This is a genomic window from Mesorhizobium sp. EU05-FHT14A09, from assembly GCF_058790995.1.
Genome location: NZ_JBYTDF010000015.1, coordinates 86,092 through 107,027, shown reverse-complemented (window position 1 = coordinate 107,027; position 20,936 = coordinate 86,092). Strand labels below are relative to the sequence as shown.

The window sequence follows — 20,936 nt, the reverse complement described above, 5'->3', positions numbered from 1 at the left end:
AACGGTCATAAAGAAAGAAAAAGCCACAGAATAACGTTGACAATCCGACCACGCCGTTCGACCGTGAGACTGAGGAGATGCGGTTGGATCTGGCGAAAACACCTTCGGCAAGAAGGGCACGCCGGTCGATGGGAGGAGATGTGACGAGCGAGGATCGTATTCGCCGCCTGCCATGCTGGAAGGGAAGCGTTGATATCGCTGCCCTGTCGGGAGGACTGAGCAACGAGAACTTCCTGGTGACGGATGCCGCCGGCAAGCATGTTGTCCGGCTCGGGCGCGACTATCCATTCCACCATGTGCTGCGCGAGCGCGAACTGATGACGGCGCAGGCCGCCTCGGTCGCCGGTTTCGGGCCAGCGGTGGAATATGCCGAGCCCGGCGCCATGGTCACGCAGTTCCTTGGCGCAAAGACTTATGGGCCGGACGACGTGCGCGCCAACGGCGAGCGTATCGCCACGCTGATGCGAAGCTTCCACCAGCGCATGCCGGAGCATGTTTCCGGTCCCGGCTTCATGTTCTGGGTATTTCACGTCATCCGCGATTATGCACGTACGTTGAGTGCCGGAAAAAGCCGCATGATGCCGGTGCTGCCGCTCTACCTCGCGCTGGCGGATCGGCTGGAAGCCGTGCAGGCGCCGCTGCCGATCGTGTTCGGCCACAACGATCTGCTGCCGGCCAATTTTCTCGACGACGGTGACAAGCTCTGGCTGATCGACTTCGAATATGCCGGCTTCGGCACGGCGATGTTCGACATTGCCGGCATCGCATCCAATTCCGGCATGACGGATGCGCAAGCGGATGCTCTGCTTGGCGTCTACCTCGATCACGCGCCGGATGAGGCGATGCGCCGTTCCTTTGCCGCCATGCAGTGTGCGTCGCTGCTGCGCGAGGCGATGTGGAGCATGGTCTCCGAACTGCATCTCGATGCACCGGGCGTCGACTATGTCGCCTACACCACAGAGAACCTGGCCCGCCTCGACGCGGCGCTCGAAAGCTACAGCTCCAGATACGGAAAAATCCTGTCATGACGACCCTGCCAAGCCACGCCGAGATCGTCGTCATCGGCGGCGGCATCATCGGTTGTTCCACCGCCTATCACCTGGCGCGCGACCACAAGGCCGACGTGATCCTGCTCGAACAAGGCGCCATCACGTCGGGCTCGACCTGGCATGCCGCCGGCCTCGTCGGCCAGCTGCGCTCCTCGGCCTCGATCACGCGCGTGCTCAAATACTCGGTCGACCTCTACAAGGGACTGGAGGCCGAGACCGGGCTTGCCACCGGCTGGAAGATGACCGGCTGTCTGCGCCTTGCCGCCAACCAGGATCGCTGGACCGAGTTCAAGCGTCTGGCCACCACGGCGCGCAGCTTCGGCATGGACATGCACCTGCTTTCGCCAGCCGAGGTGAAGGCGATGTGGCCGTTGATGGAGACCGCTGACCTGGTTGGTGCCAGCTGGCTGCCGACGGACGGCCAGGCAAGCCCTTCCGACATCACGCAGTCGCTGGCCAAGGGCGCGCGCATGCATGGCGCCAGACTGTTCGAGAAGGTCCACGTCTCCGGCTTCGACATCAAAGACGGCCGCATTGTCGCGGTGAAGACCGACCAGGGTGATATCGCCTGCGAGAAGGTGGTCAACTGCGCCGGGCAATGGGCGAGGCAGGTCGGCGCCATGGCCGGCATCAACGTGCCGCTGCAACCGGTCAAGCATCAGTACATCATCACCGAGAAGATCGCTGGCCTCGCCACCGACGCGCCCACCATCCGCGACCCCGACCGCCGCACCTATTTCAAGGAAGAAGTCGGCGGCCTCGTCATGGGTGGCTATGAGCCGAACCCGCAGGCCTGGGATACCGGCCTGCCCGGTGGCGACGTGCCGAACGAGTGGGAATTCCGTCTGTTCGACGACGACTACGACCATTTCGAGCAGCACATGACGCAGGCCATCGCGCGGGTGCCGGCGCTCGAAACCGTCGGCGTCAAGCAGATGATCAACGGCCCCGAAAGCTTCACGCCGGACGGCAATTTCATCCTCGGCGTGGCGCCCGAATGTTCGAACATGTTCGTCGGCGCCGGCTTCAACGCCTTCGGCATCGCGTCGGGCGGCGGCGCCGGCTGGGTGCTGGCGAAATGGGTGGCTGACGGCGAGGCGCCGCTCGACCTCTGGGTCGTCGATATCCGCCGTTTTTCCGGCCTGCATCGCGATCGGCAATGGGTGTGCGACCGCACGCTCGAAGCCTATGGCAAGCACTACACCGTCGCCTTCCCGCATGAGGAATATGACAGCGGCCGCCCGCAGATCGTCTCGCCGCTTTACCAGCGCCTGCACAAATACAATGCCGTCTTCGGCTCCAAGCTCGGCTGGGAACGCCCGAACTGGTTCGCGCCGGCGGGAAGCGAGGCGAAAGACATCTATTCGATGGGCCGGCAGAACTGGTTCGAGCCGGTCGGCGAGGAGCACCACCATGTGCGCGACAAGGTCGGTATCTTCGACCAGTCGTCCTTCGCCAAATATGAGCTGAGCGGCAGGGATGCCGGCAAGGCACTCGACTGGATCTGCGCCAACGATGTCGCAAAGCCCGCCGGGCGTCTTACCTACACGCAGCTTCTCAACACGCGCGGCGGCATCGAGGCCGATCTCACCGTGGCGCGGCTGGCCGACGACAAATTCTACATCGTCACCGGTACCGGTTTCCGCACGCACGACCTTGCCTGGATTCAGGATCACATCGGTTCCGGCTTTGACGTCGACGTCGCCGATGTGACGGAAGCCTTCGGCACGCTCTCGCTGATGGGACCGCTCGCGCGTGCAGTGCTGGAGAAGGTGACAGAGGCGGATGTGTCCAATGCCGCCTTCCCATTCGGCCATGCGCGTGAGATCGTCCTTGCAGGGCATGCGGTGCGGGCCCTGCGCGTCACCTATGTCGGCGAACTCGGCTGGGAACTGCACGTTCCCATCACTGCCACCGGCGAGGTGTTCGACGCATTGATGCAGGCGGGCAAAGAGCAGGACATCCGCCCTGTCGGCTATCGCGCCCTGGAATCGCTGCGCCTCGAGAAGGGCTATCGTGCCTGGGGTTCCGACATCACGCCGAACGATACGCCCCTAGAAGCCGGCCTCGGCTGGGCGGTGAAGCTGAAGCGGCCAACCGATTTCGTCGGTCGCGCGGCGCTGCAGAAGCTGGAGGGGCAGCCTTTGACCAAGCGTTTTGCCGGCTTCACAGTGGATGATCCCGAGGTTGTGCTGCTTGGCCGCGAGACGATCCTGCGCGACGGCGAGCCGGTCGGTTATCTCACTTCCGGCGGCTATGGTTACACCGTGGCCAGCAACATCGGCTACGGCTATGTGCGCAACGCGGCTGGCGTCGACGATACCTTCCTGCATGCCGGCGGCTATGAGCTGGTGGTGGCGACGCAAAAGGTGCCGGCAAAGCTACACCTCGAGCCGCTCTATGATCCGTCCGGACAGAAGGTGAAAGCTTAAGTGCAAGTGACACCTGCCGCCCGGCGTTACCGATAAGCCACAGAAGGCGAAGTTAACGCCAAGGCGTTTCCGCTTCTCGCAGAAGCGTGAAAATACGCTAACGCTTTGTTTTAAAACAATTTCGGGATGCGAGACTGCTGCATACTCTTGCTGAGATTGCTCTAGCCGGCAAAGCCTAGGTGCATGCATCGGGGTTGTCCTGCCGGGCATCGCGTGCTCTCTGCCATCTTCCAAGTCACGTCCGGTAAGGAGCCGACCAATGCGAGTCATGTCCAACGAGAAAGGAGCTTTGATCCATCTTGGGGACATGAATCTCTATGCGGACTCTGAATTTGGGAATTCTGGCGCACGTCGACGCAGGTAAGACGAGCCTCACCGAACGGTTGCTCCATTCAGCCGGCGTCATCGACAAGATCGGCAGTGTCGATGACGGCAACACACAGACCGACACCCTTGCTCAGGAACGACAGCGCGGCATCACCATCAAATCCGCAGTGATGTCGTTCACCATCGACGACATCACGGTCAATCTGATCGATACGCCCGGCCATCCGGATTTCATCGCGGAAGTGGAGCGCGTGCTCAGCGTGCTCGACGGTGCGGTGATGGTGGTTTCCGCCGTGGAAGGCGTGCAGGCGCAGACGCGCATATTGATGCGAACGCTGCGGCGGCTCGGCATTCCAACGCTGATCTTCGTCAACAAGATCGATCGCGCTGGTGCCGATAGCGAACGCGTCCTGGCAGCGATCACGCGAAAGTTGACCCCGGCCGCTGTCGCGATGGGTGTGGTACGAGACGCCGGCGTGCCGGGTGCCCGCATGCAACCCCACGATTTCGGGGAAGCGGCGTTCGGCGACGCGTTGACGGAGACGCTGGCCGAACATGACGACACGCTGCTCGCCGCCTATGTCGATCACAAAGCGCAGTCCGCCCGCAAGCTTCACAAGGCACTTGCGGTGCAGGCAGGGAAGGCACTGGTTCATCCGGTGTTCTTCGGCTCGGCCATCACCGGGGCCGGTATCGCGCCGCTGCTTGCGGGTATACGCGATCTGCTGCCGACAACCGACGGTTCCAACGACGGTCCCGTTTCGGGCGTGGTGTTCAAGATCGAGCGTGGCGGGGCTGGGGAGAAGATCGCCTATGTCCGCCTGTTTTCCGGAGCCCTGCGAGCGCGCGAGCGTATCCGTTTCGGCCAGGGGCGCGAAGCCAAGATATCGGCGCTCAAGGTTTTCAGCGGCGGGGGCGCGGTCGCGCAACCCAGTCTCAGCGCGGGGCAGATCGGTAAGCTGTGGGGCCTCGTCGACGTTCAGATCGGCGATGCGATCGGCATTCGGCGCGGCGTTGCGGAACATCATTTCGCGCCGCCGACGCTGGAGACGGTGATCCAGCCCCGTCATCCAGCCGACAAGAGCGGCTTGCACGCTGCACTTTCGTTGCTCGCCGAACAGGACCCGCTGATAAACCTGCGACAGGACGACAGCCGTCAGGAGACCTATGTCTCGCTGTATGGCGAGGTGCAGAAGGAGGTCATCCAGCAGACACTGGCCGACGAATTCGGGCTCGACATTTCTTTTCGCGAAACCACGCCGATCTGCGTCGAGCGACCGATCGGCAGCGGCAGTGCACGTGACGAAGCACCCGATCCGTTCGTCGCGACGGTGGCTTTGCGGATCGAACCGGGCTCGGTCGGCAGCGGCATCGCCTTTCGCCTGGAAATGGAATTCGGAACGCTTCCGCTTTCCTACCACAAGGCAGTGGAAGACGCTGTCCACGAGACGCTTCGGCAGGGTTTGTACGGCTGGCAGGTGACGGACTGCATCGTCACGATGACGGAGGCGACCCGTGTCCGTCACTGGGGGCCGATGACGACGGCCGCCGAGCATCGCAGGCTCACGCCGTTGGTCGTGATGGCTGCCTTGAAGCAGGCGGGGACGGTGGTGTGCGAACCGATCCATCGTTTCACGCTCGAAGCTCCGGCGGATGCGGTGGCGCCCCTGTTGTCGATCCTGGCGAAACTGCAGGCCATACCCGAAAGCCCGGTGATGGAAGGCGCAACCTGCACGTTGACGGGCAGCATCCCGGCGGCATGCGTCCATTCCTTGCAGCAACTGGTGCCTGGATACACGCATGGGGAGGGTGTGCTGGAAACGGCGTTCGATCATTATCGGCCCGTCCGTGGTGCGATGCCGCACCGACCGCGCACCGACGACAATCCGCTCAATCGAAAGGACTATCTCCTGCGGCTTTCACGACGGGGGTGACGCCGCCCTCCTTTCGGCCAGTTGCGGTGGACCGTTTTCCTACGGCATGATCGGGGGGAACATCATGCTGAGGAGCTACCCAATGGTGCGGAAATTCGTCGAAGGCGAGAAGATCGACGTCGGTTTCGACGGCAAGCTCTGCATCCACTCCCGCAATTGCGTGCTCGGCCATCCCGAGGTGTTCGTGCCCAACGCTCCGGGCGAATGGATCCACCCGGAAGCCGGCGCCGTCGAGGCGATCGTCGGGGTCGCCCATTCCTGTCCTTCCGGCGCGATCACCTATCACCGCAAGGATGGCGGAGCGGAGGAAGCGGCACCGGTCGTCAACCTCGTCAGGGTGCGCGAGAACGGGCCGCTCGCCTTCAACGCCGAAATGGACATCAATGGCGAGACGATGCTGCGGGCAACACTCTGTCGTTGCGCGGCTTCCGAGAACAAGCCTTTCTGCGACGGCAGCCATACCAGGGCAGGTTTTGCCGCCACGGGGGAACCCGAGACCAAGGAATCCGTCGCGCTCGAGGCGCGCGACGGTACGGTCAAGGTAACGCCCTTGCCCAACGGGTCGCTCAAGGTCGAAGGCAATCTGGAGATCGTCTCGGGCACCGGTCGCACGGTCGACCGGGCCACCAAGGTGTTCCTGTGCCGCTGCGGCCATTCGAAGAACAAGCCGTTCTGCGACGGTAGCCACAAGGCGGCGGGTTTCGTCGGCTGATTGAGCCTGCCAAGTCGCCATGCATTGATTTAGTGCGTCCTTCGAGGCTCGCCCGATTGAGGTCGCGTGTTTTTTCCTGGGGCCCTGCGGGCTCGCTCCTCAGGATGAGGACCGTTGCGTGAAGCCACATCCGAGTTCTGAAACGCTTCCGCTTTTCACCCGAACGGCACAACGGTCCTCATCCTGAGGTGCGAGCCGCGAAAGGGTTGAAATCTTGGAAAAAGTCATGCGGGCGAGCCTCGAAGGACGCACCTTGTCTAGTTCACGCCCTTGGGCACATTCTCCGGCGGCACGGTATCGACCACCTTCTGTCGGTGGAAGATGAACAGGCCGGCCAGCACGACGATGACGGCACCCACCAGAACGCGTGGGCCCGGAACGTCGCCGAAGAACACCATGCCGAACACGATGGCCCACAAAAGCAGGCTGTAATGCAGCGGCGCTAGCGTCGAGGCGGGCGCCAGCTTCAGCGCCCGCGTGATCATTAGATGGGCGGCGCAGGAAACGACGCCGAGCAGCAGCATCGGGCCGATGTCGACGAGGCCTGGCGTTTTCCAGTCGGGAATCGCGAAGACGAGACCGGCCACCAGGGCGGCGATGGTCTGCCAGGTCACCAGAGTCGTATCGGGCGTTCCCCGCAATTGCCGGCTGTAGACAATTGTCAGAGCGAAGGCGACCGAGCCGATGAAGGCGAAGATGGCGGATGTCGAAAAGGCGGATGCCGATGGGTTGAGAATGACCAGCACGCCGCAGAAGCCGACCAGGATGGCAGCCCAGCGGCGCCAGCGGATGCGTTCGCCGAGCATGAAATGCGAAAGCGCGGCGACATAGATCGGTCCGGCCATGTAGAAACTCATCACATCGGCCAGCGGCATATGCACGACGGCGGCGTAGAACAGGCCGGTATCGACCGTTGCCATGACGGCGCGCAGCACCTGCGTGCCGGGCCGTTCGAGCTGGAACAGTTTCGCCGTGCCTTGCCGCGCGATCATCGGGCCGAGGATGATGAAGGCGCCGATCGAGCGAATGGCGACCACCAGCCCGACCGAAAAATTGGCGACCAGCCATTTGCCCATCGCGTCGTTGAGCGCGAACATGAAATCGCCGGCCAGCATCAGCAGGATGCCAGCCACGACGAGGTTCTTTGGGGCGAGTGCCCGCAGCGACGCCATGGGTCGAGAATCCTTCAAGCCGATCATTCAGCCGACGCGGACCTAGCCTTTGACCGAACCATTGGCGAGAGGGAAGCAAAACTTTTGGTTGCGCCAGAGCGTCGCGCAGCGGTCCAGCTCAATACAGGCTGAAAAACACCGGCAGACAGCCTTCGTCCTGCAGGTATTCGACCAGGAACATGGCAGGCACGGCAGCAAGGAAGACAAGACCGTCGATCAAGGTGCCATAAAGCCGCTTCGGTGTGATCTCGATCGTCTCGCGATCCGTGAACAGCCGGCAGTCGATGCAGAATGCCGGGACACGCCGGCAGTACTCCACATAGGCCTGTCCGAAATGTATCTCGAGCAGATGCTCTTCGCGTGTCGCGGTTCTCAGCAGGATCGCATGCACCACGATGGCGCACAGCAGCGCCGGCGCGGCGCTGCCGGTCTGTGCGCCCACCCCTGCCGCCCCGATGATCGAGAACAGATAGAGCGGGTTGCGGCACATCGAATAGGGACCGTCGTCGACCAGCACCATCGACTTCTTGCCGCCGATGTAGAGCGTGCACCAGAGCCGTCCCAGGATCGCCGTGCCGATGAGGCCGATACCGGCGATCCTGATTGTCAGCTGCAGATCCACGCCGCCCGGCGGATAGAGTTTCCAGGCGGACTGGAACAGCAGTGCGAAGGCGATGAGGAACAAAGTGACGATCCACAAAGCCGCTAGGCGTGGACGTTGGATATGTCCGAAGGTCTTTGGTGGCGTTTGCATGATGATCCCGACGAGTGAGCCGGCGCGCCGTTGGGTCCCGCCCAAACCGTTACGACGTGTCGACGGGCCGGACCTTGGTCGCGTTTCATCAAGGTTTGGCGGAGAACTCGCCAAGGCTTGCTAAGGGCCCTGGCAATTGCAGGTGTTTGCGATTGCTTGCCGCTTCGCCTTGCGGAATATGACCTACGGAAACCATTGAAGGACCGCGCATGGACAAGGGGTTGATCCTTATCGTCGAGGACGAACCGCGCATTGCCGAGATTCTCGAGGCCTATCTGGCGCGCGAGGGGTTTCGCACCGTCACCGCGGCGAACGGGGATATCGCGCTTTCCCATCATGCCATGCTGTCGCCCGATCTCGTGCTGCTGGACGTGCACATACCGCGCCTCGATGGGTTCGAGGTCCTGGCGCGTATCCGCCAGGAGGCGAACACGCCCGTCATCATGGTGACGGCACTGGCGGAGGATATCGATCGCCTGTCGGGTCTGCGGCTGGGCGCCGACGACTATGTGGTCAAACCGTTCAATCCGCAGGAGGTCGTGGCGCGCGTCAATGCGGTGTTGCGCCGGTCGCGTACCGCGGGCGCCTCGCGGACCTTGCGGTTCGCTCCTGTCGAAGTGGATCTCGATGCGCATGCCGCTTTTGTCGAGGCGGAGGCAGGACGCCAGTCTCTTTCGCTGACGCTCAGCGAGTTCCGCATCGTCGCCTATATGATCCGCCGGCCGACCCATGCCTTTGGCCGCGCCGATATCCTTGACGCCTGCCTGCCGGAAAATGACGCGCTGGCCAAGACCGTCGACACGCATGTCGCCAATCTGCGCCGCAAGTTCGAAAACGCCGGAGTGCCTGATCTCTTCCAGGCGGTGCGCGGCGTCGGCTACCGGTTCGCGGCACCGAAATGAGGCTGCGGCGGCTTTCTCTCTCCACGGTCACCGCAGTGACGATCGCGGCGATGCTCGTGCTCAGCATGATCATCGCCTACACCACTTTCTTCGCGATCATGAAGCATCTGACGGAAAGCGAGCTGCGGACGCTGCCCGCCGACGTGGCCCAGGCCTATCGGGACGTCCAGGACGGAGTGATGCCGTCCGTCGAGAGCTTCCGGAAACTGATGCTCGTCGTTCCCGAATTCGAGAGGATCGTCGATGCCCAGATGAACGTGGCATTCCTCGGTCACATCCTGCTGGCGGCATTCATCTGCGGTTTGATCGGCTACTGGCTTGCGCGGCGTATCGCGCGCCCGCTGGAGAAGCTGGTGTCGGCGGCGGAAACGCTGCGCGAAGGCAATTTCGCGGTCGGCCTTGGCAATTTTCGCGGCGGTACGTCGGAAGTGCAGCGTCTCGGCAAGACCATCGATGCGCTGGCAACCGATCTCGACCATATGGAAAAGCGCCTGCGTTTCAACACCATGGCCGTGGCACACGAACTGCGCACCCCGCTCACCATTTTGCAAGGCAACCTGCAAGGCATGATCGACGGTGTTTTTCCCGTCCACCAGCAAGGACTGCAGGATTTGCTGACGCAGGTGCAAGGCCTGTCGCGACTGGTTGAGGATTTGCGGACCTTGTCGCTCGCGGCCGGCCACAAGCTGATCGGCGAGCGCGCAGCCACAGATCTGGCGGACGAGGCTGCGACGATCCTCGCGGCAGCCCGGCCAATGCTCGATGACGCCGGCATGAGTGTTGAAACTGAATTCCGCACGGCACCCGCCACTGTCGATCCGGAGCGCCTGCGACAGGCGATGCTGGCACTTGTCCACAATGCCTGCCGCTATGCCGCTGCGGGTGGGGTGTTGCGTTGCGAAACTGGCCTCGACAAGGAGGGTAACGCGTTTGCCCGCTTCCTGGACCGCGGTCCCGGTCTGATCGACGAAGTCCGTTCGATTTCATTCGACGTCTTCTGGCGCGGCGAAACCTCACGCTCGCGCGCGACTGGCGGAACCGGCCTCGGGCTCTCCATCGTCGGGGCGATCGCCAAGGCCCATGGCGGCCGGCTGGAAGCAGGCAACAGGGGCGACGGCGGTGCGACGATCGCGATCGTTATTCCGCCTCAGCCGCTATAGGTCCGTCAGTCGCCCCTGGGCCTATTGTTTCACCACGACCGGGCGGTAGATCACCACAGGCGGCCGGGCGCTGAAGCGGGCAAACTCCGCATCGCGGGCGCGCATCTCGGCCGCGCGGTCAAGGTCGATGCGCTGCAGGCATTCGGCGAAGGCGTCGGTGTTCTTCTTGAAGCCGTAGGTGCTGCATTTCGCTTCGTCCGCCGCGCGCCGTTGTTCGGGCGTGATCGTCTGGCAACCAGCCAGGAAGGCCGCGACAAGCACAGCCGCCAGGACTTTGAGCGCCATCGCCTTCTCTCCAAGTCTAAAAGATGAGACGTATTGTAGACTTCATCCGTGGCGAAAGAAATGCGGGGCGGGAATGATCTCCCGGCCCCGCCTGAATTCTGTCGTAGTGTCTGCCTGCCTATTCCGGCACGTGGCGGACAGCACCCTTGTCGGCACTGAGAGCGAAGGCGGCATAGGCGCGCAGCGCCGGCGTCACGTTGCGCTTGCGCTTCTCGACTGGCTGCCAGCCCTTGGCATCCTGCTCCTTGCGGCGTGCCGCCAATTCCTCGTCGCTGACCAGCAGGTTGATGGTGCGGCCGGGGATGTCGATGGCGATCTGGTCGCCCTCGCGCACCAGGCCGATGGCGCCGCCGGTCGCCGCTTCCGGCGAAGCATGGCCGATCGAGAGGCCCGAGGTGCCGCCGGAGAAGCGGCCATCGGTCAGCAGGGCGCAGGCCTTGCCGAGCCCTTTCGACTTCAGGTAGCTGGTCGGATAGAGCATCTCCTGCATGCCGGGGCCGCCCTTCGGGCCCTCGTAGCGGATCACCACCACGTCGCCGGCCTTTACCTCGTTGCCGAGGATGGCCTTCACCGCGGCGTCCTGGCTCTCATAGACCTTGGCCGGGCCGGTGAACTTCAGGATCGAATCGTCAACGCCGGCAGTCTTCACCACGCAGCCGTCGAGGGCGATGTTGCCCTTCAACACGGCAAGGCCGCCATCCTTCGAGAAGGCGTGCTCGGCAGAACGGATGACACCCTTTTCGCGGTCGAGATCGAGATCGTCCCAGCGCCGGTCCTGGCTGAAGGCGACCTGGGTTGGCACGCCGCCGGGCGCGGCCATGTAGAATTTGCGCACGTTCTCGGCGGTGGTGCGTGAGATGTCCCAACGATCCAGCGCCTCGCCGATGGTTTCGGTATGCACGGTCGGCTGGTTGCGGTTGATCAGCCCGGCTTTGTCGAGCTGGCCGAGGATGGCCATGATGCCGCCGGCACGGTGCACGTCTTCCATGTGCACGTCGGACTTGGCGGGCGCGACCTTGGAAAGCACCGGCACCTTGCGCGACAGCCGGTCGATATCATCCATGGTGAAATCGATGCCGCCTTCCAATGCGGCAGCGAGGATGTGCAGCACGGTGTTGGTCGAGCCGCCCATGGCGACGTCCAGTGCCATCGCATTCTCGAAAGCCGGCTTTGAGGCGATGTTGCGGGGCAGAACGCTTTCGTCGTCCTGTTCGTAATAACGCTGGGCGAGGTCGACGACGAGATGGCCGGCTTCGACGAACAGCCGCTTGCGGTCGGCATGGGTGGCGAGCGTCGAGCCGTTTCCTGGTAGGGACAGGCCGAGCGCTTCGGTCAGGCAGTTCATCGAATTGGCGGTGAACATGCCCGAGCACGAGCCGCAGGTCGGGCAGGCCGAGCGCTCGATGACATTGACTTCCTCGTCGGAAACCTTGTCGTCGGCAGCGGCCACCATGGCGTCGACCAGGTCGACGGCGGTCACCTTGTCCTTCCAGACGACCTTGCCGGCTTCCATCGGGCCGCCGGAGACGAAGACGGCCGGGATGTTGAGGCGCATCGCAGCCATCAGCATGCCGGGCGTGATCTTGTCGCAGTTGGAGATGCAGACCATGGCGTCGGCGCAATGCGCGTTGACCATGTATTCGACACTGTCGGCAATGAGTTCGCGGCTCGGCAGCGAATAGAGCATGCCGTCATGGCCCATGGCGATACCGTCGTCGACGGCGATCGTGTTGAATTCCTTGGCGACGCCGCCGGCCGCTTCGATTTCCCGCGCCACCAGTTGGCCGAGATCCTTGAGATGCACGTGGCCGGGCACGAACTGCGTGAAAGAGTTCACCACCGCGATAATCGGCTTGCCGAAATCCGAGTCCTTCATGCCGGTGGCGCGCCACAGGCCGCGGGCGCCGGCCATGTTGCGGCCATGGGTGGTGGTTCGGGAGCGATAGGCTGGCATGGGTACTGTCCTTGATGCCTGTGCGGCAGGTTTCCTGTGCGGTGAAGGTAGATAGGAAGCAGGCGTTATATACGCCATGAGCCAGTCTGGCCACGGTTTTGCGTCAAAGCCGGCTTCACGCATCCGCGGCGTCGCCAACGCCCCCGGCGGAAAAATTTGGCGCAGCTGTCGGATCATCGGGGGACTGGCCGTCCTTGGGAGGACGGCAGCCTGTTACGGCCTTCGGGTCAGACCTGGAAACAGCCGCAAGAGCCGCAGAACAACGAAACGGGACCTTTCAGGAGAAGATCATGCAGAAGATCACCGCTTGCCTCTGGTTCGAGAACAACGATGCCGAGGATGCGATCAAGTTCTATTCGTCCATTTTCAAGAATTCGAAGGTCGTCAGCGAAACGCGCTGGGGCAAGGACGGCCACGGCCCGGAAGGCAGCCTGCTTGTCGCCGACTTCGAATTGGACGGCATGCGGTTCCAGGCATTGAACGGCGGTCCGCACGCGACCTTCAACGATGCGATCTCGCTCAGCATCGACTGCAAGACCCAGGAGGAGGTCGATCATTTCTGGAACGGGCTGACCGCCGATGGCGGCAAGGAGGTCCAGTGCGGCTGGCTGAAGGACAGGTACGGCATTTCCTGGCAGGTGGTGCCGGAGATCCTGCCGAGGCTCTTGAAAGACAAGGACCAGGCCAAGGCCGGTCGCGTGATGCAGGCGATGATGAAGATGGTGAAGATCGACATCGCAGCACTCGAAGCGGCCGCCAGGGGATAGTTATCCCCGGCGATTGTCCGCCTGAATGAAACAGGGCGCCGGATTGCTCCGGCGCCCTGTTTTTTTGCTTGTCAGCCGCGGCTTACTCCGCCGGTTGAGCTGCGTCTCTTCCAAATTCCTGCGCCGGCGCATGGCCGCGATGCGCGAGGAACGTATAGAACATCGGCACCACGAACAGCGTGAAGCAGGTGCCCACCAGGATGCCGGTGAAGATCACCAGACCCATCGAGAAGCGGGCTGCCGCACCGGCGCCCTGGGCGACGATCAGCGGCACGACGCCCAGCGCCATCGCGGCGGTGGTCATCAGGATCGGGCGCAGGCGAACCTTCGCGGAAGCGACGATGGCCTCCCGGATCGACAGGCCGTGTTCCTCGCGCTGCTGATTGGCGAACTCCACCAGCAGGATGCCGTGCTTGGTGATGAGGCCGATCAGAGTGATCAGTCCCACCTGTGTGTAGATGTTCAGCGATGCACCCGCGATCTGACCGTTGATCAGGTTGAGCGGCAAGATCGCGCCGAAGATCGACAGCGGCACCGACATCATGATGATGAGCGGGTCGCGGAAGCTTTCGAACTGCGCTGCGAGCACCAGGTAGATCACGATGATCGCCGCGATGAAGGCGATGATGATCGTGTTGCCCTGTTCCTTTTCCTGCCGCGACTGGCCGGTGTAGTCGATGAAGAAGCCATCCGGCATGACCTGGCGGGCGATCGTCTCGATCGTCTGCAAGCCGTCGCCGGTGGTCACGCCGGGCATCGGCAGCGCGGTGATCGTTGACGAGTTCAGCTGGTTGAACTGCTCGATCGCCGCCGGCGATGCATCGGTGGTGATCTTCACCACCGAGGTCAGCGGCACCATCTGGCCCGTCACGCTGCGCACGAAATACTCTCCGAGCTTTTCGGGGTTGTCGCGATAGACCTTCGGCACTTGCGGCATGATCTTGTAGGCGTTGGAGTCGCGATCGAACTTCGCCACTTCGTTGCCGCCGACCAGCAGCGTCAGCGTGCGGCCGATGTCGCTGATCGGGATGTTGAGCGCGGCGGCGCGGTCGCGGTCGATGGTGATCGTGGTCTGCGGCGCGTTGTACGACATCGAGTTCTGCACAACGATGAAGCGGCCGGAAGCCTGCGCCTTCTGCTTGATCTCCTCACCCACTTCGAACACCTTCGAGGCCTCACCCGTCGAACGGACGACGAGGCCAACCGGCAGGCCGCCGCCGGAACCTGGCAGCGTCGGCGGTGCGAAGACGAAGGCTTCCACGCCGGCGACCTTCTTCAGGCGTTCGGTGATGTCGGCCTGAAGTTCCTTCGACGACCGGATACGGTCGGCCCAGTCCTTGAAGGCGAAACCGACGAACGCGCCGTTGGTGGCGCCGCCGAAAGCGACCGCCGAGAAAAGCGCACGCGTTTCCGGGATATCCTGCACCAGGCCGAGGATCTGGTTGACATAAGCTTCGGTGTAGTCCGAGGTCGCATATTGCGGACCGGTGACGATCGAGAGCAGGAAGCCTTGGTCTTCTTCCGGCGCCAGCTCGCTCGAGGTCTTGGTGAACATGAAACCCGTCACCCCGACCAGGGTGAGGACGATCAGCAGCGTCACCCAGCGCGCATTGAGCGATGCCTGGACCAGCCGCTCATAGACGTTTTCGATGCGGGTGAAGGTGCCGTCCACGATCTTCTGGAACCGGCTGTGCGAGCCAGCCTTGAGCAGGCGCGCCGACATCATCGGCGTGATGGTCACGGCGATGATACCGGAGATGACCACTGCGCCGGCCAGCGTCACCGCGAATTCGCGGAACAGCGAGCCGGTCAGGCCACCGGTGAAGGCAAGCGGGGCAAACACCGCCGCCAGCGTGATCGTCATCGCCACGACCGCGGAGAAGATTTCACGCATGCCGGCAAAGGCGCCCTGCATCGGCGTCATGCCTTCCTCGATGTGGCGGTGGATATTTTCCACCACCACGATGGCGTCGTCGACCACCAGACCGATCGCCAGGACCATGGCGAGCAGCGACAGGAGGTTGATCGAGTAGCCCATGAAATAGAGGATGAAGCAGACACCGATCAGCGACAGCGGGATCGTGATGATCGGCATCAGCACCGACCGGAACGAACCCAGGAACAGCAGGATGACGACGACGACGATGGCAACGGCCTCGGCGATGGTCTTGAACACTTCCTCGATCGAGGCGCTGATCTGTTCCGTCGAGTCATAGACGACCTGGATCGTCATGCCCTTCGGCAGCGTTTCCTGGATCACCGGCACCAGCTTCTGGACGGCAGCGGCCGTGGTCAGCGGGTTGGCGGCCGGTGTCGGGAAGATGGCCAGGAAGGTGCCGGGCTTGCCGTTGAAGGTCACGCGGGTATCGGTGTTTTCCGCGCCGAGTTCGACGCGGGCCACATCGCGCAGACGCACAACATTGTTGTCGACGGAGCGGATCGGCAGCGCCGCAAAGGCTTCCGGCGTCTGCAGGGTCGAACGCACGGTGATCGAGGAGATCACATATTCGTTCTCGGTCTTGCCCGGAGCGGACAGGAAGTTCGAATTGTTGATTGCCTGAACCACTTCGGCAGCGGTGACGCCGCGCGAAGCGAGCCTGATCGGATCGATCCACACGCGCATCGAATATTGCTGCGCGCCGAAGATCTTGACGTCGGCAACACCTTCGACCGTGGTGATGCGCGGGCGCACGACACGGTCGATGTACTCGGTCAGCTGCTCCTTCGTCATGTTCGGATTCTGCATCGAAATGTACATCATCGCGAACGAGTCGCCGGTGCCCTTGACGATCACCGGGTCCTTGGCTTCCGAAGGCAGATCACCGCGCACGCCCTGCACCTTGGACAGGACTTCCGCGAGCGCGACGTCCGGGTTGGAGCCGAGCTTCATCTGCACCGTTACGGTGCTGACCGACGGCGCGCTGGACGATTTGACGTAGTCGATGTTTTCCGTCGAGGCGACGGCGCGTGCGATCGGGGCCGAGATAAAGCCCTGGATCAGGTCGGCGCTGGCGCCCGGATAGGCGGTCGTCACCGTGATCGCGGTTTCCTCGACCTTCGGATACTGGCGGATCGCCAGGTTGAAGATGCCCTGGATCCCGACGAGCAGGATCATGGCACCGAGCACCGTCGACAGGACGGGTCGTCTGATGAAAAGGTCAGAGAAACTCATTGGGCGGAAGCCTTCTGCTCTGCCGGCTTGCTGGGGTCGATCGTGTTGTCGATCTTCACCAGAGCGCCATTGTTCAACCGGTTCTGGCCAGCGGTGACAACCTCGTCGCCGGCCTTGACGCCTTCGACGATCTCGGCAACGCCACCGAAGCGCCGGCCGATCTTGACGAACACCTGGTTCACGACGAGCTGCGGGCCTTCTCCACCAGCAGGCTTCGGTGCGTCAGCCGCAGCGCCTTCGGCCGGCTTGGCACCTTCGGCCGGCTTGGTCTCAGCTGCCTTGTCGGCGGGCTTGGACTCCGCCTGCTTGCCTGGAACGACGATGTAAACGTAGTCGCCATAGAGGCTGGTGGTCAGCGCCGTCTGCGGGACGGTAATGACATTGTCTTCCTTCGGCAGTTCGACGCGCACCTGCACGAACTGGCCCGGGCTCAGGCGCCCTTCCGGATTGTCGATGCGGGCACGCACCGAAACCAGGCGGCTGCTCGGGTCGATCTTGGGGTCGATGCCGGTGACGACGCCTTTGAACGGCATGTCACCCAGGGTCTGGCCGAAGTTGACGGGCTGGCCGACCTTCAGCTTCTCGAGCTGCTGCTCGGGAACGGTGAAGTCGACGCGCATCGTATCCATGTCCTGCAGGGTGACGATGGCGTTGCCGGGCGCGACATACTGGCCGAGTTCGATCTTTGGAATGCCGGCGATGCCATTGAAGGGGGCCTTGAGCAGCTTCAGGTCTGCGGTAGCCTGGGCCTTGGAAACCTGTGCAATCGATGTCTCGGCGTTGGCGTTGGCAGTGTCGAGCGTTGCCTCCGTGCCGACGCCGGTCTTGCGCAGCGCCTGGGCGCGCGCCAGCGCCTGCTGGTCGAGCGTCGCCTTGGTTTTGGCCACGACCAGGTCAGCCTGTTCGACAGCATCGTCCAGACGCACCAGCAACTGGCCGTTATCGATCTTGTCGTTGGCCTTGAACAGGATCTCCTTGACCACGCCGGACGTTTGCATCGTCAGGTCGACACCCATCGAAGCGCCGACGGTGCCGATGGCCTCGATGCCCGGGGTCCAGGTGGTCGGTTCGATCTTCTTGGCCGACACCGTCAGCACATTGGCCGGCATGTTGGCGAAGAACCCGGCGATCATCTTGTCGCGGAAGAAGTTGAACCAGATGATGCCGGCGGCCACCGCGGCCACGAGGACAAGCAAGATGAAACGGATGATAAAGCGCTTGATCATGGGATCCCTCGAACGGCGCGTGGCAATGACAATCGAATCAAAATAGCCGGGTGCGCTTTGTGCGAAACCCCGGCCTTCAGTTTTTTCGACGCTTTACTGTACCGTCTGGACGGTCTTGTCAATTGCGCCTACTGTCACGATCGCGAAGTTCGCGGGGGGCGAACCTCCACGAAGGTCTGATTCGGACACGGGTGTGTCTTATAGGCAGCAAAAGATGAAGAAACCGCGAGCGAATTCACGCGAAAAGATCCTGGCAGCGGCGGCCGATGTCGCGCGCGAGTCGGGTCCGGGCAACCTCTCCCTTGACGCAGTTGCCCAGCGTGCCGGTGTCTCGAAAGGCGGACTTCTCTACAATTTCCCGACCAAGGCCAAGCTGATGCAGGCGCTGGTCGAACATTATCTGAGCGAGTTCCAGGAGTCGCTCGAACTGGCCAGGCAGGCCTGCGGACAGGGCAATCTGCTGGCCGCCTATGTGAAGCTTTCCGCGAAGAAGTTCGAAGAGGACCAGCCGCCTTCGTCCTGGATTTTTTCGGCGATTGCCGAAGATCCCGATTTCCTTGCGCCGATCCGCCTCTTTCATCGCCAGCTCTTCGACCGGTTGAAGGCCGAGACCCCCGATTTCAAGATATTGATGCTGACCTATTTCGCCGTCGAAGGCATGCGCAGCGCCAATCTGTTCGACTTCCATGTGCTTTCCGAGCAGGAGCGGCGCTCGCTCGTGTCCTCCCTGCTTTCCGTTGCCAAGGGCAATCTGGCGCCGGTTCCAGCCGTCGCGTAGAGCGTTTCCGGTTTTTTCGGAAACGCGGAAACGCTCTGACTTTTTTGTTTTGACGCAATTCCGGACGGAAAACCGCTACGCACTTTTCCTGGAATTGCTCGGCTCAGCACCCCTTGCTGGATGCCTCTTCTTTTTTCTGACGCGTCGGAAAACTGATCCTGAACAGCGCGCCCGGGCTGCCGTCCAGCACCTCGATGCGTCCGCCGTGCAGCTGCATGATTTCCTGCACAAGGTTGAGGCCGAGCCCGGCGCCGTGGTCGTGCGGGCGCAGGCGGTAGAATGGCTGGAAGATCTTCTTGCGTTCGTCCTCCGGCACGCCTTCGCCTTCGTCGAGGATTTCGATGGTTGCCGGCCTGACGACGCTGATGGTGATCTTGCCGTGGTTGCCGCCATGTTCGATGGCGTTCTGGACAAGGCTGGTCACCGCACGTTCGATCGAAGCGCGATCGCCCGTCGCTGCCAGTTTTTCAACGGCCGGCTCGAAGGCCATTTCATAGCCTGAGGAGAACGCGATCGGTGCCATGTCAAGGACGACGCTGCGGGCGATTTCGACCAGATCAACCTTTGCCATACTGTCGGCCTGACGCCCGAGCCGCTGCAGGTCGAGCAATTGATCGGTCAGCGTGGTAAGCCGTGCGGCATCCCGCAACACGCGTGCCCGCTCCGGCGTTGGCGGCAGCGAGGCGACACGGGTGTTGAGGATGGCCACCGGCGTGCGCAGCTCGTGCGCCGCGTCGGTTAGAAACCGACGATGGCGTTCATAGCCGGTGTCGAGCCGCACCAGGGCATCGTTCACTGCGTTGACCAGCGGCGTCACTTCGGTCGGGACGCCCTTGAGCGGCAACTGCACGCCACGCTTGTCGATGTCGATCTGGCCGGCCTCGCTGGCGGCCGCGCCCAGGCCGCGTAGCGCACCACGCACCACCCATGGGGTGACGAACAGGGTTGCCAAAGCCATTACGCCGACCACAGGCAAAATGACGACCAGGAAGAAGTCCCATGCACCATACGCCATCCGGCCCCATGAGAGCTTGCCTTCGGTTCCGGCCAGGATCTGCACGGTGCCCGCCTTGGTATCGTCTTCCCACATCACGATGCCGGCGGGTCTGTCCGGCGCCTTGCCTTTCGTCCAGGAAAAGCGCGCCTCGCTGATGTTGTCGAGCTGGTCCGCGAATGGCGCCAGCGCCGGCGGGATCGTACCCTCCCTCAGCACGTTGCCTTGTTTGTCGCGCACGACATACCAGAGGTTCTTTTCGGTCTTGCGCAGTTCGGCAAGTTCGCGCGTCTGGTTGAGTATCAGCTTGCCGCTGCTGTCTCGCGCAAGCGCATCCTTGATGACGTCGGCCGTGCCGCCTTCATAGTCGTTCAAGCTGGCAACGCCGAACATGATCAAAGCAACGATGAGCAATGGGACAAGCAACGTGATCAGGATGCCCTGCAGCAAGACGATGCGCAGCACCAAGCTCCATTTCAGCGAGCGGGGTCGACGTGGTTTGCGGAGGATCATGATGTTTCGCGCAGGAGGTAACCGACGCCTCGCACGCCGTTGATCGTCACGCCGACACCGGCTTCGGCCAGTTTGCGGCGCAGGCGCGAGACATGCGTGTCGAGGGCGTTGGACTGGATCTCGTCGTCAAGGCCGAACACCGCTTCCATCAGCGACTCGCGCTGCACCATGCGGCCCATGCGTCGCATCAGTGCTTCCAGCACCAGCAACTCGCGTCTCGGCAAAGCCATGGGCTCGCCCCGTATGCTTGCCTCGCGGTGGCCGACATCGAAGGCGAGGTCGCCGGCACGGATCACCTGCGAATGCACTGTCGCCGGCCTGCGCAGCAGCGCGCGCAGCCGCGCCATCAGCTCCTCGAAGGCAAAGGGTTTTGCCAGATAATCATCCGCGCCGACATTCAGTCCATCGACCTTGTCAGCGGTGTCGCCGCGCGCGGTCAGCACGAGCACGGGCGTGGCGCTGCCGGCGGCTCGCAGCTTGCTGACCAGCGAAAGCCCGTCGCCATCCGGCAGTTGCCGGTCGAGCAGGATGGCGTCGTAACTATCGGTAGCCACGAAATCTTCGGCCTCGAGAAGCGAGGACGCATGGTCGGCCACCATGTCGTGACGCTTGAGCGCCACGCGCAGTGCCGAAGCCATTTCCTGTTCGTCCTCGACCAGAAGGATACGCATTGTCGTCTCTTGTAATGGAGCTCGTCGTGGCGGGCTACGACCTCAACATTGCGTAAACATGGCAAAACACAATGTGAGCGCCGAGGCCCGCTTTTCATCGCGGATCGCCGTTTTTCGCAATGTTTATGCAATCC

At 62.7% G+C, this 20,936-nt stretch carries 16 protein-coding genes; 8 read left to right on the top strand and 8 right to left on the bottom strand.

What is annotated here, in order from left to right:
- Positions 1–140: 140 nt before the first annotated feature.
- From AC3WTO_RS30275 to AC3WTO_RS30260, 4 genes are all read left to right on the top strand, one after another.
- On the top strand, positions 141–1,028 hold the full coding sequence (locus AC3WTO_RS30275) for a phosphotransferase (RefSeq protein WP_492464701.1): 888 nt from the start codon (positions 141–143) through the stop codon (positions 1,026–1,028).
- The gene (locus AC3WTO_RS30270) at positions 1,025–3,481 is read left to right on the top strand and encodes a GcvT family protein (RefSeq protein WP_492464702.1); all 2,457 of its coding nucleotides are present in this window, start codon (positions 1,025–1,027) and stop codon (positions 3,479–3,481) included. Before AC3WTO_RS30275 ends, AC3WTO_RS30270 begins: the two co-directional genes overlap by 4 nt.
- A gap of 317 nt (positions 3,482–3,798) precedes the next feature.
- The gene (locus AC3WTO_RS30265; protein WP_492464703.1) at positions 3,799–5,742 is read left to right on the top strand and encodes a GTP-binding protein; all 1,944 of its coding nucleotides are present in this window, start codon (positions 3,799–3,801) and stop codon (positions 5,740–5,742) included.
- 82 nt (positions 5,743–5,824) lie between these two features.
- A complete protein-coding gene (locus tag AC3WTO_RS30260; protein ID WP_492464704.1) occupies positions 5,825–6,454 on the top strand; it encodes a CDGSH iron-sulfur domain-containing protein in 630 nt (209 codons plus the stop codon).
- Between the two features lie 257 nt (positions 6,455–6,711).
- On the opposite strand, the gene AC3WTO_RS30255 is transcribed toward AC3WTO_RS30260, so the two are convergent.
- Both AC3WTO_RS30255 and AC3WTO_RS30250 read right to left on the bottom strand, forming a co-directional pair.
- On the bottom strand, positions 6,712–7,626 hold the full coding sequence (locus AC3WTO_RS30255) for a DMT family transporter (RefSeq protein WP_492464705.1): 915 nt from the start codon (positions 7,624–7,626) through the stop codon (positions 6,712–6,714).
- A gap of 118 nt (positions 7,627–7,744) precedes the next feature.
- Positions 7,745–8,380 (bottom strand): methyltransferase family protein, encoded by a 636-nt coding sequence (locus AC3WTO_RS30250; RefSeq protein ID WP_492464706.1) that lies wholly within the window; start codon positions 8,378–8,380, stop codon positions 7,745–7,747.
- A 209-nt stretch (positions 8,381–8,589) separates the two neighbouring features.
- On the opposite strand from AC3WTO_RS30250, the gene AC3WTO_RS30245 reads away from it, so the two are divergent.
- Complete coding sequence (locus AC3WTO_RS30245; RefSeq protein WP_492464707.1) at positions 8,590–9,282, top strand: response regulator; 693 nt, start codon at positions 8,590–8,592, stop codon at positions 9,280–9,282.
- Complete coding sequence (locus AC3WTO_RS30240) at positions 9,279–10,442, top strand: ATP-binding protein (RefSeq protein WP_492464708.1); 1,164 nt, start codon at positions 9,279–9,281, stop codon at positions 10,440–10,442. Before AC3WTO_RS30245 ends, AC3WTO_RS30240 begins: the two co-directional genes overlap by 4 nt.
- A 21-nt stretch (positions 10,443–10,463) precedes the next feature.
- On the opposite strand, the gene AC3WTO_RS30235 is transcribed toward AC3WTO_RS30240, so the two are convergent.
- Together AC3WTO_RS30235 and ilvD are read right to left on the bottom strand one after the other, a co-directional pair.
- On the bottom strand, positions 10,464–10,727 hold the full coding sequence (locus AC3WTO_RS30235; protein ID WP_492464709.1) for a hypothetical protein: 264 nt from the start codon (positions 10,725–10,727) through the stop codon (positions 10,464–10,466).
- 118 nt (positions 10,728–10,845) lie between these two features.
- Complete coding sequence (gene ilvD, locus AC3WTO_RS30230) at positions 10,846–12,681, bottom strand: dihydroxy-acid dehydratase (protein WP_492464710.1); 1,836 nt, start codon at positions 12,679–12,681, stop codon at positions 10,846–10,848.
- Positions 12,682–12,971: 290 nt separating this feature from the next.
- On the opposite strand from ilvD, the gene AC3WTO_RS30225 reads away from it, so the two are divergent.
- Complete coding sequence (locus tag AC3WTO_RS30225) at positions 12,972–13,448, top strand: VOC family protein (protein ID WP_492464711.1); 477 nt, start codon at positions 12,972–12,974, stop codon at positions 13,446–13,448.
- Between the two features lie 82 nt (positions 13,449–13,530).
- Here the strand turns inward: AC3WTO_RS30225 and AC3WTO_RS30220 are convergent, their stop codons facing one another.
- Together AC3WTO_RS30220 and AC3WTO_RS30215 are read right to left on the bottom strand one after the other, a co-directional pair.
- A complete protein-coding gene (locus AC3WTO_RS30220) occupies positions 13,531–16,620 on the bottom strand; it encodes an efflux RND transporter permease subunit (RefSeq protein WP_492464712.1) in 3,090 nt (1,029 codons plus the stop codon).
- Positions 16,617–17,846 (bottom strand): efflux RND transporter periplasmic adaptor subunit, encoded by a 1,230-nt coding sequence (locus AC3WTO_RS30215; protein ID WP_492464713.1) that lies wholly within the window; start codon positions 17,844–17,846, stop codon positions 16,617–16,619. Before AC3WTO_RS30215 ends, AC3WTO_RS30220 begins: the two co-directional genes overlap by 4 nt.
- A 214-nt stretch (positions 17,847–18,060) precedes the next feature.
- Between AC3WTO_RS30215 and AC3WTO_RS30210 the strand changes: the two genes are divergently transcribed.
- Positions 18,061–18,624, top strand: a complete 564-nt coding sequence (locus tag AC3WTO_RS30210; protein ID WP_492464714.1) for a TetR/AcrR family transcriptional regulator — start codon at positions 18,061–18,063, stop codon at positions 18,622–18,624.
- Positions 18,625–18,727: 103 nt separating this feature from the next.
- Here AC3WTO_RS30210 and AC3WTO_RS30205 read toward each other — a convergent pair whose 3' ends face one another.
- Together AC3WTO_RS30205 and AC3WTO_RS30200 are read right to left on the bottom strand one after the other, a co-directional pair.
- Positions 18,728–20,131 carry a sensor histidine kinase gene (locus AC3WTO_RS30205; RefSeq protein ID WP_492464715.1) on the bottom strand — a complete coding sequence of 468 codons (1,404 nt, stop codon included), beginning with the start codon at positions 20,129–20,131 and terminating at the stop codon, positions 18,728–18,730.
- On the bottom strand, positions 20,128–20,802 hold the full coding sequence (locus AC3WTO_RS30200) for a response regulator transcription factor (protein WP_492464716.1): 675 nt from the start codon (positions 20,800–20,802) through the stop codon (positions 20,128–20,130). The genes AC3WTO_RS30205 and AC3WTO_RS30200 overlap by 4 nt, the downstream gene beginning before the upstream one ends.
- Positions 20,803–20,936 lie beyond the last annotated feature (134 nt).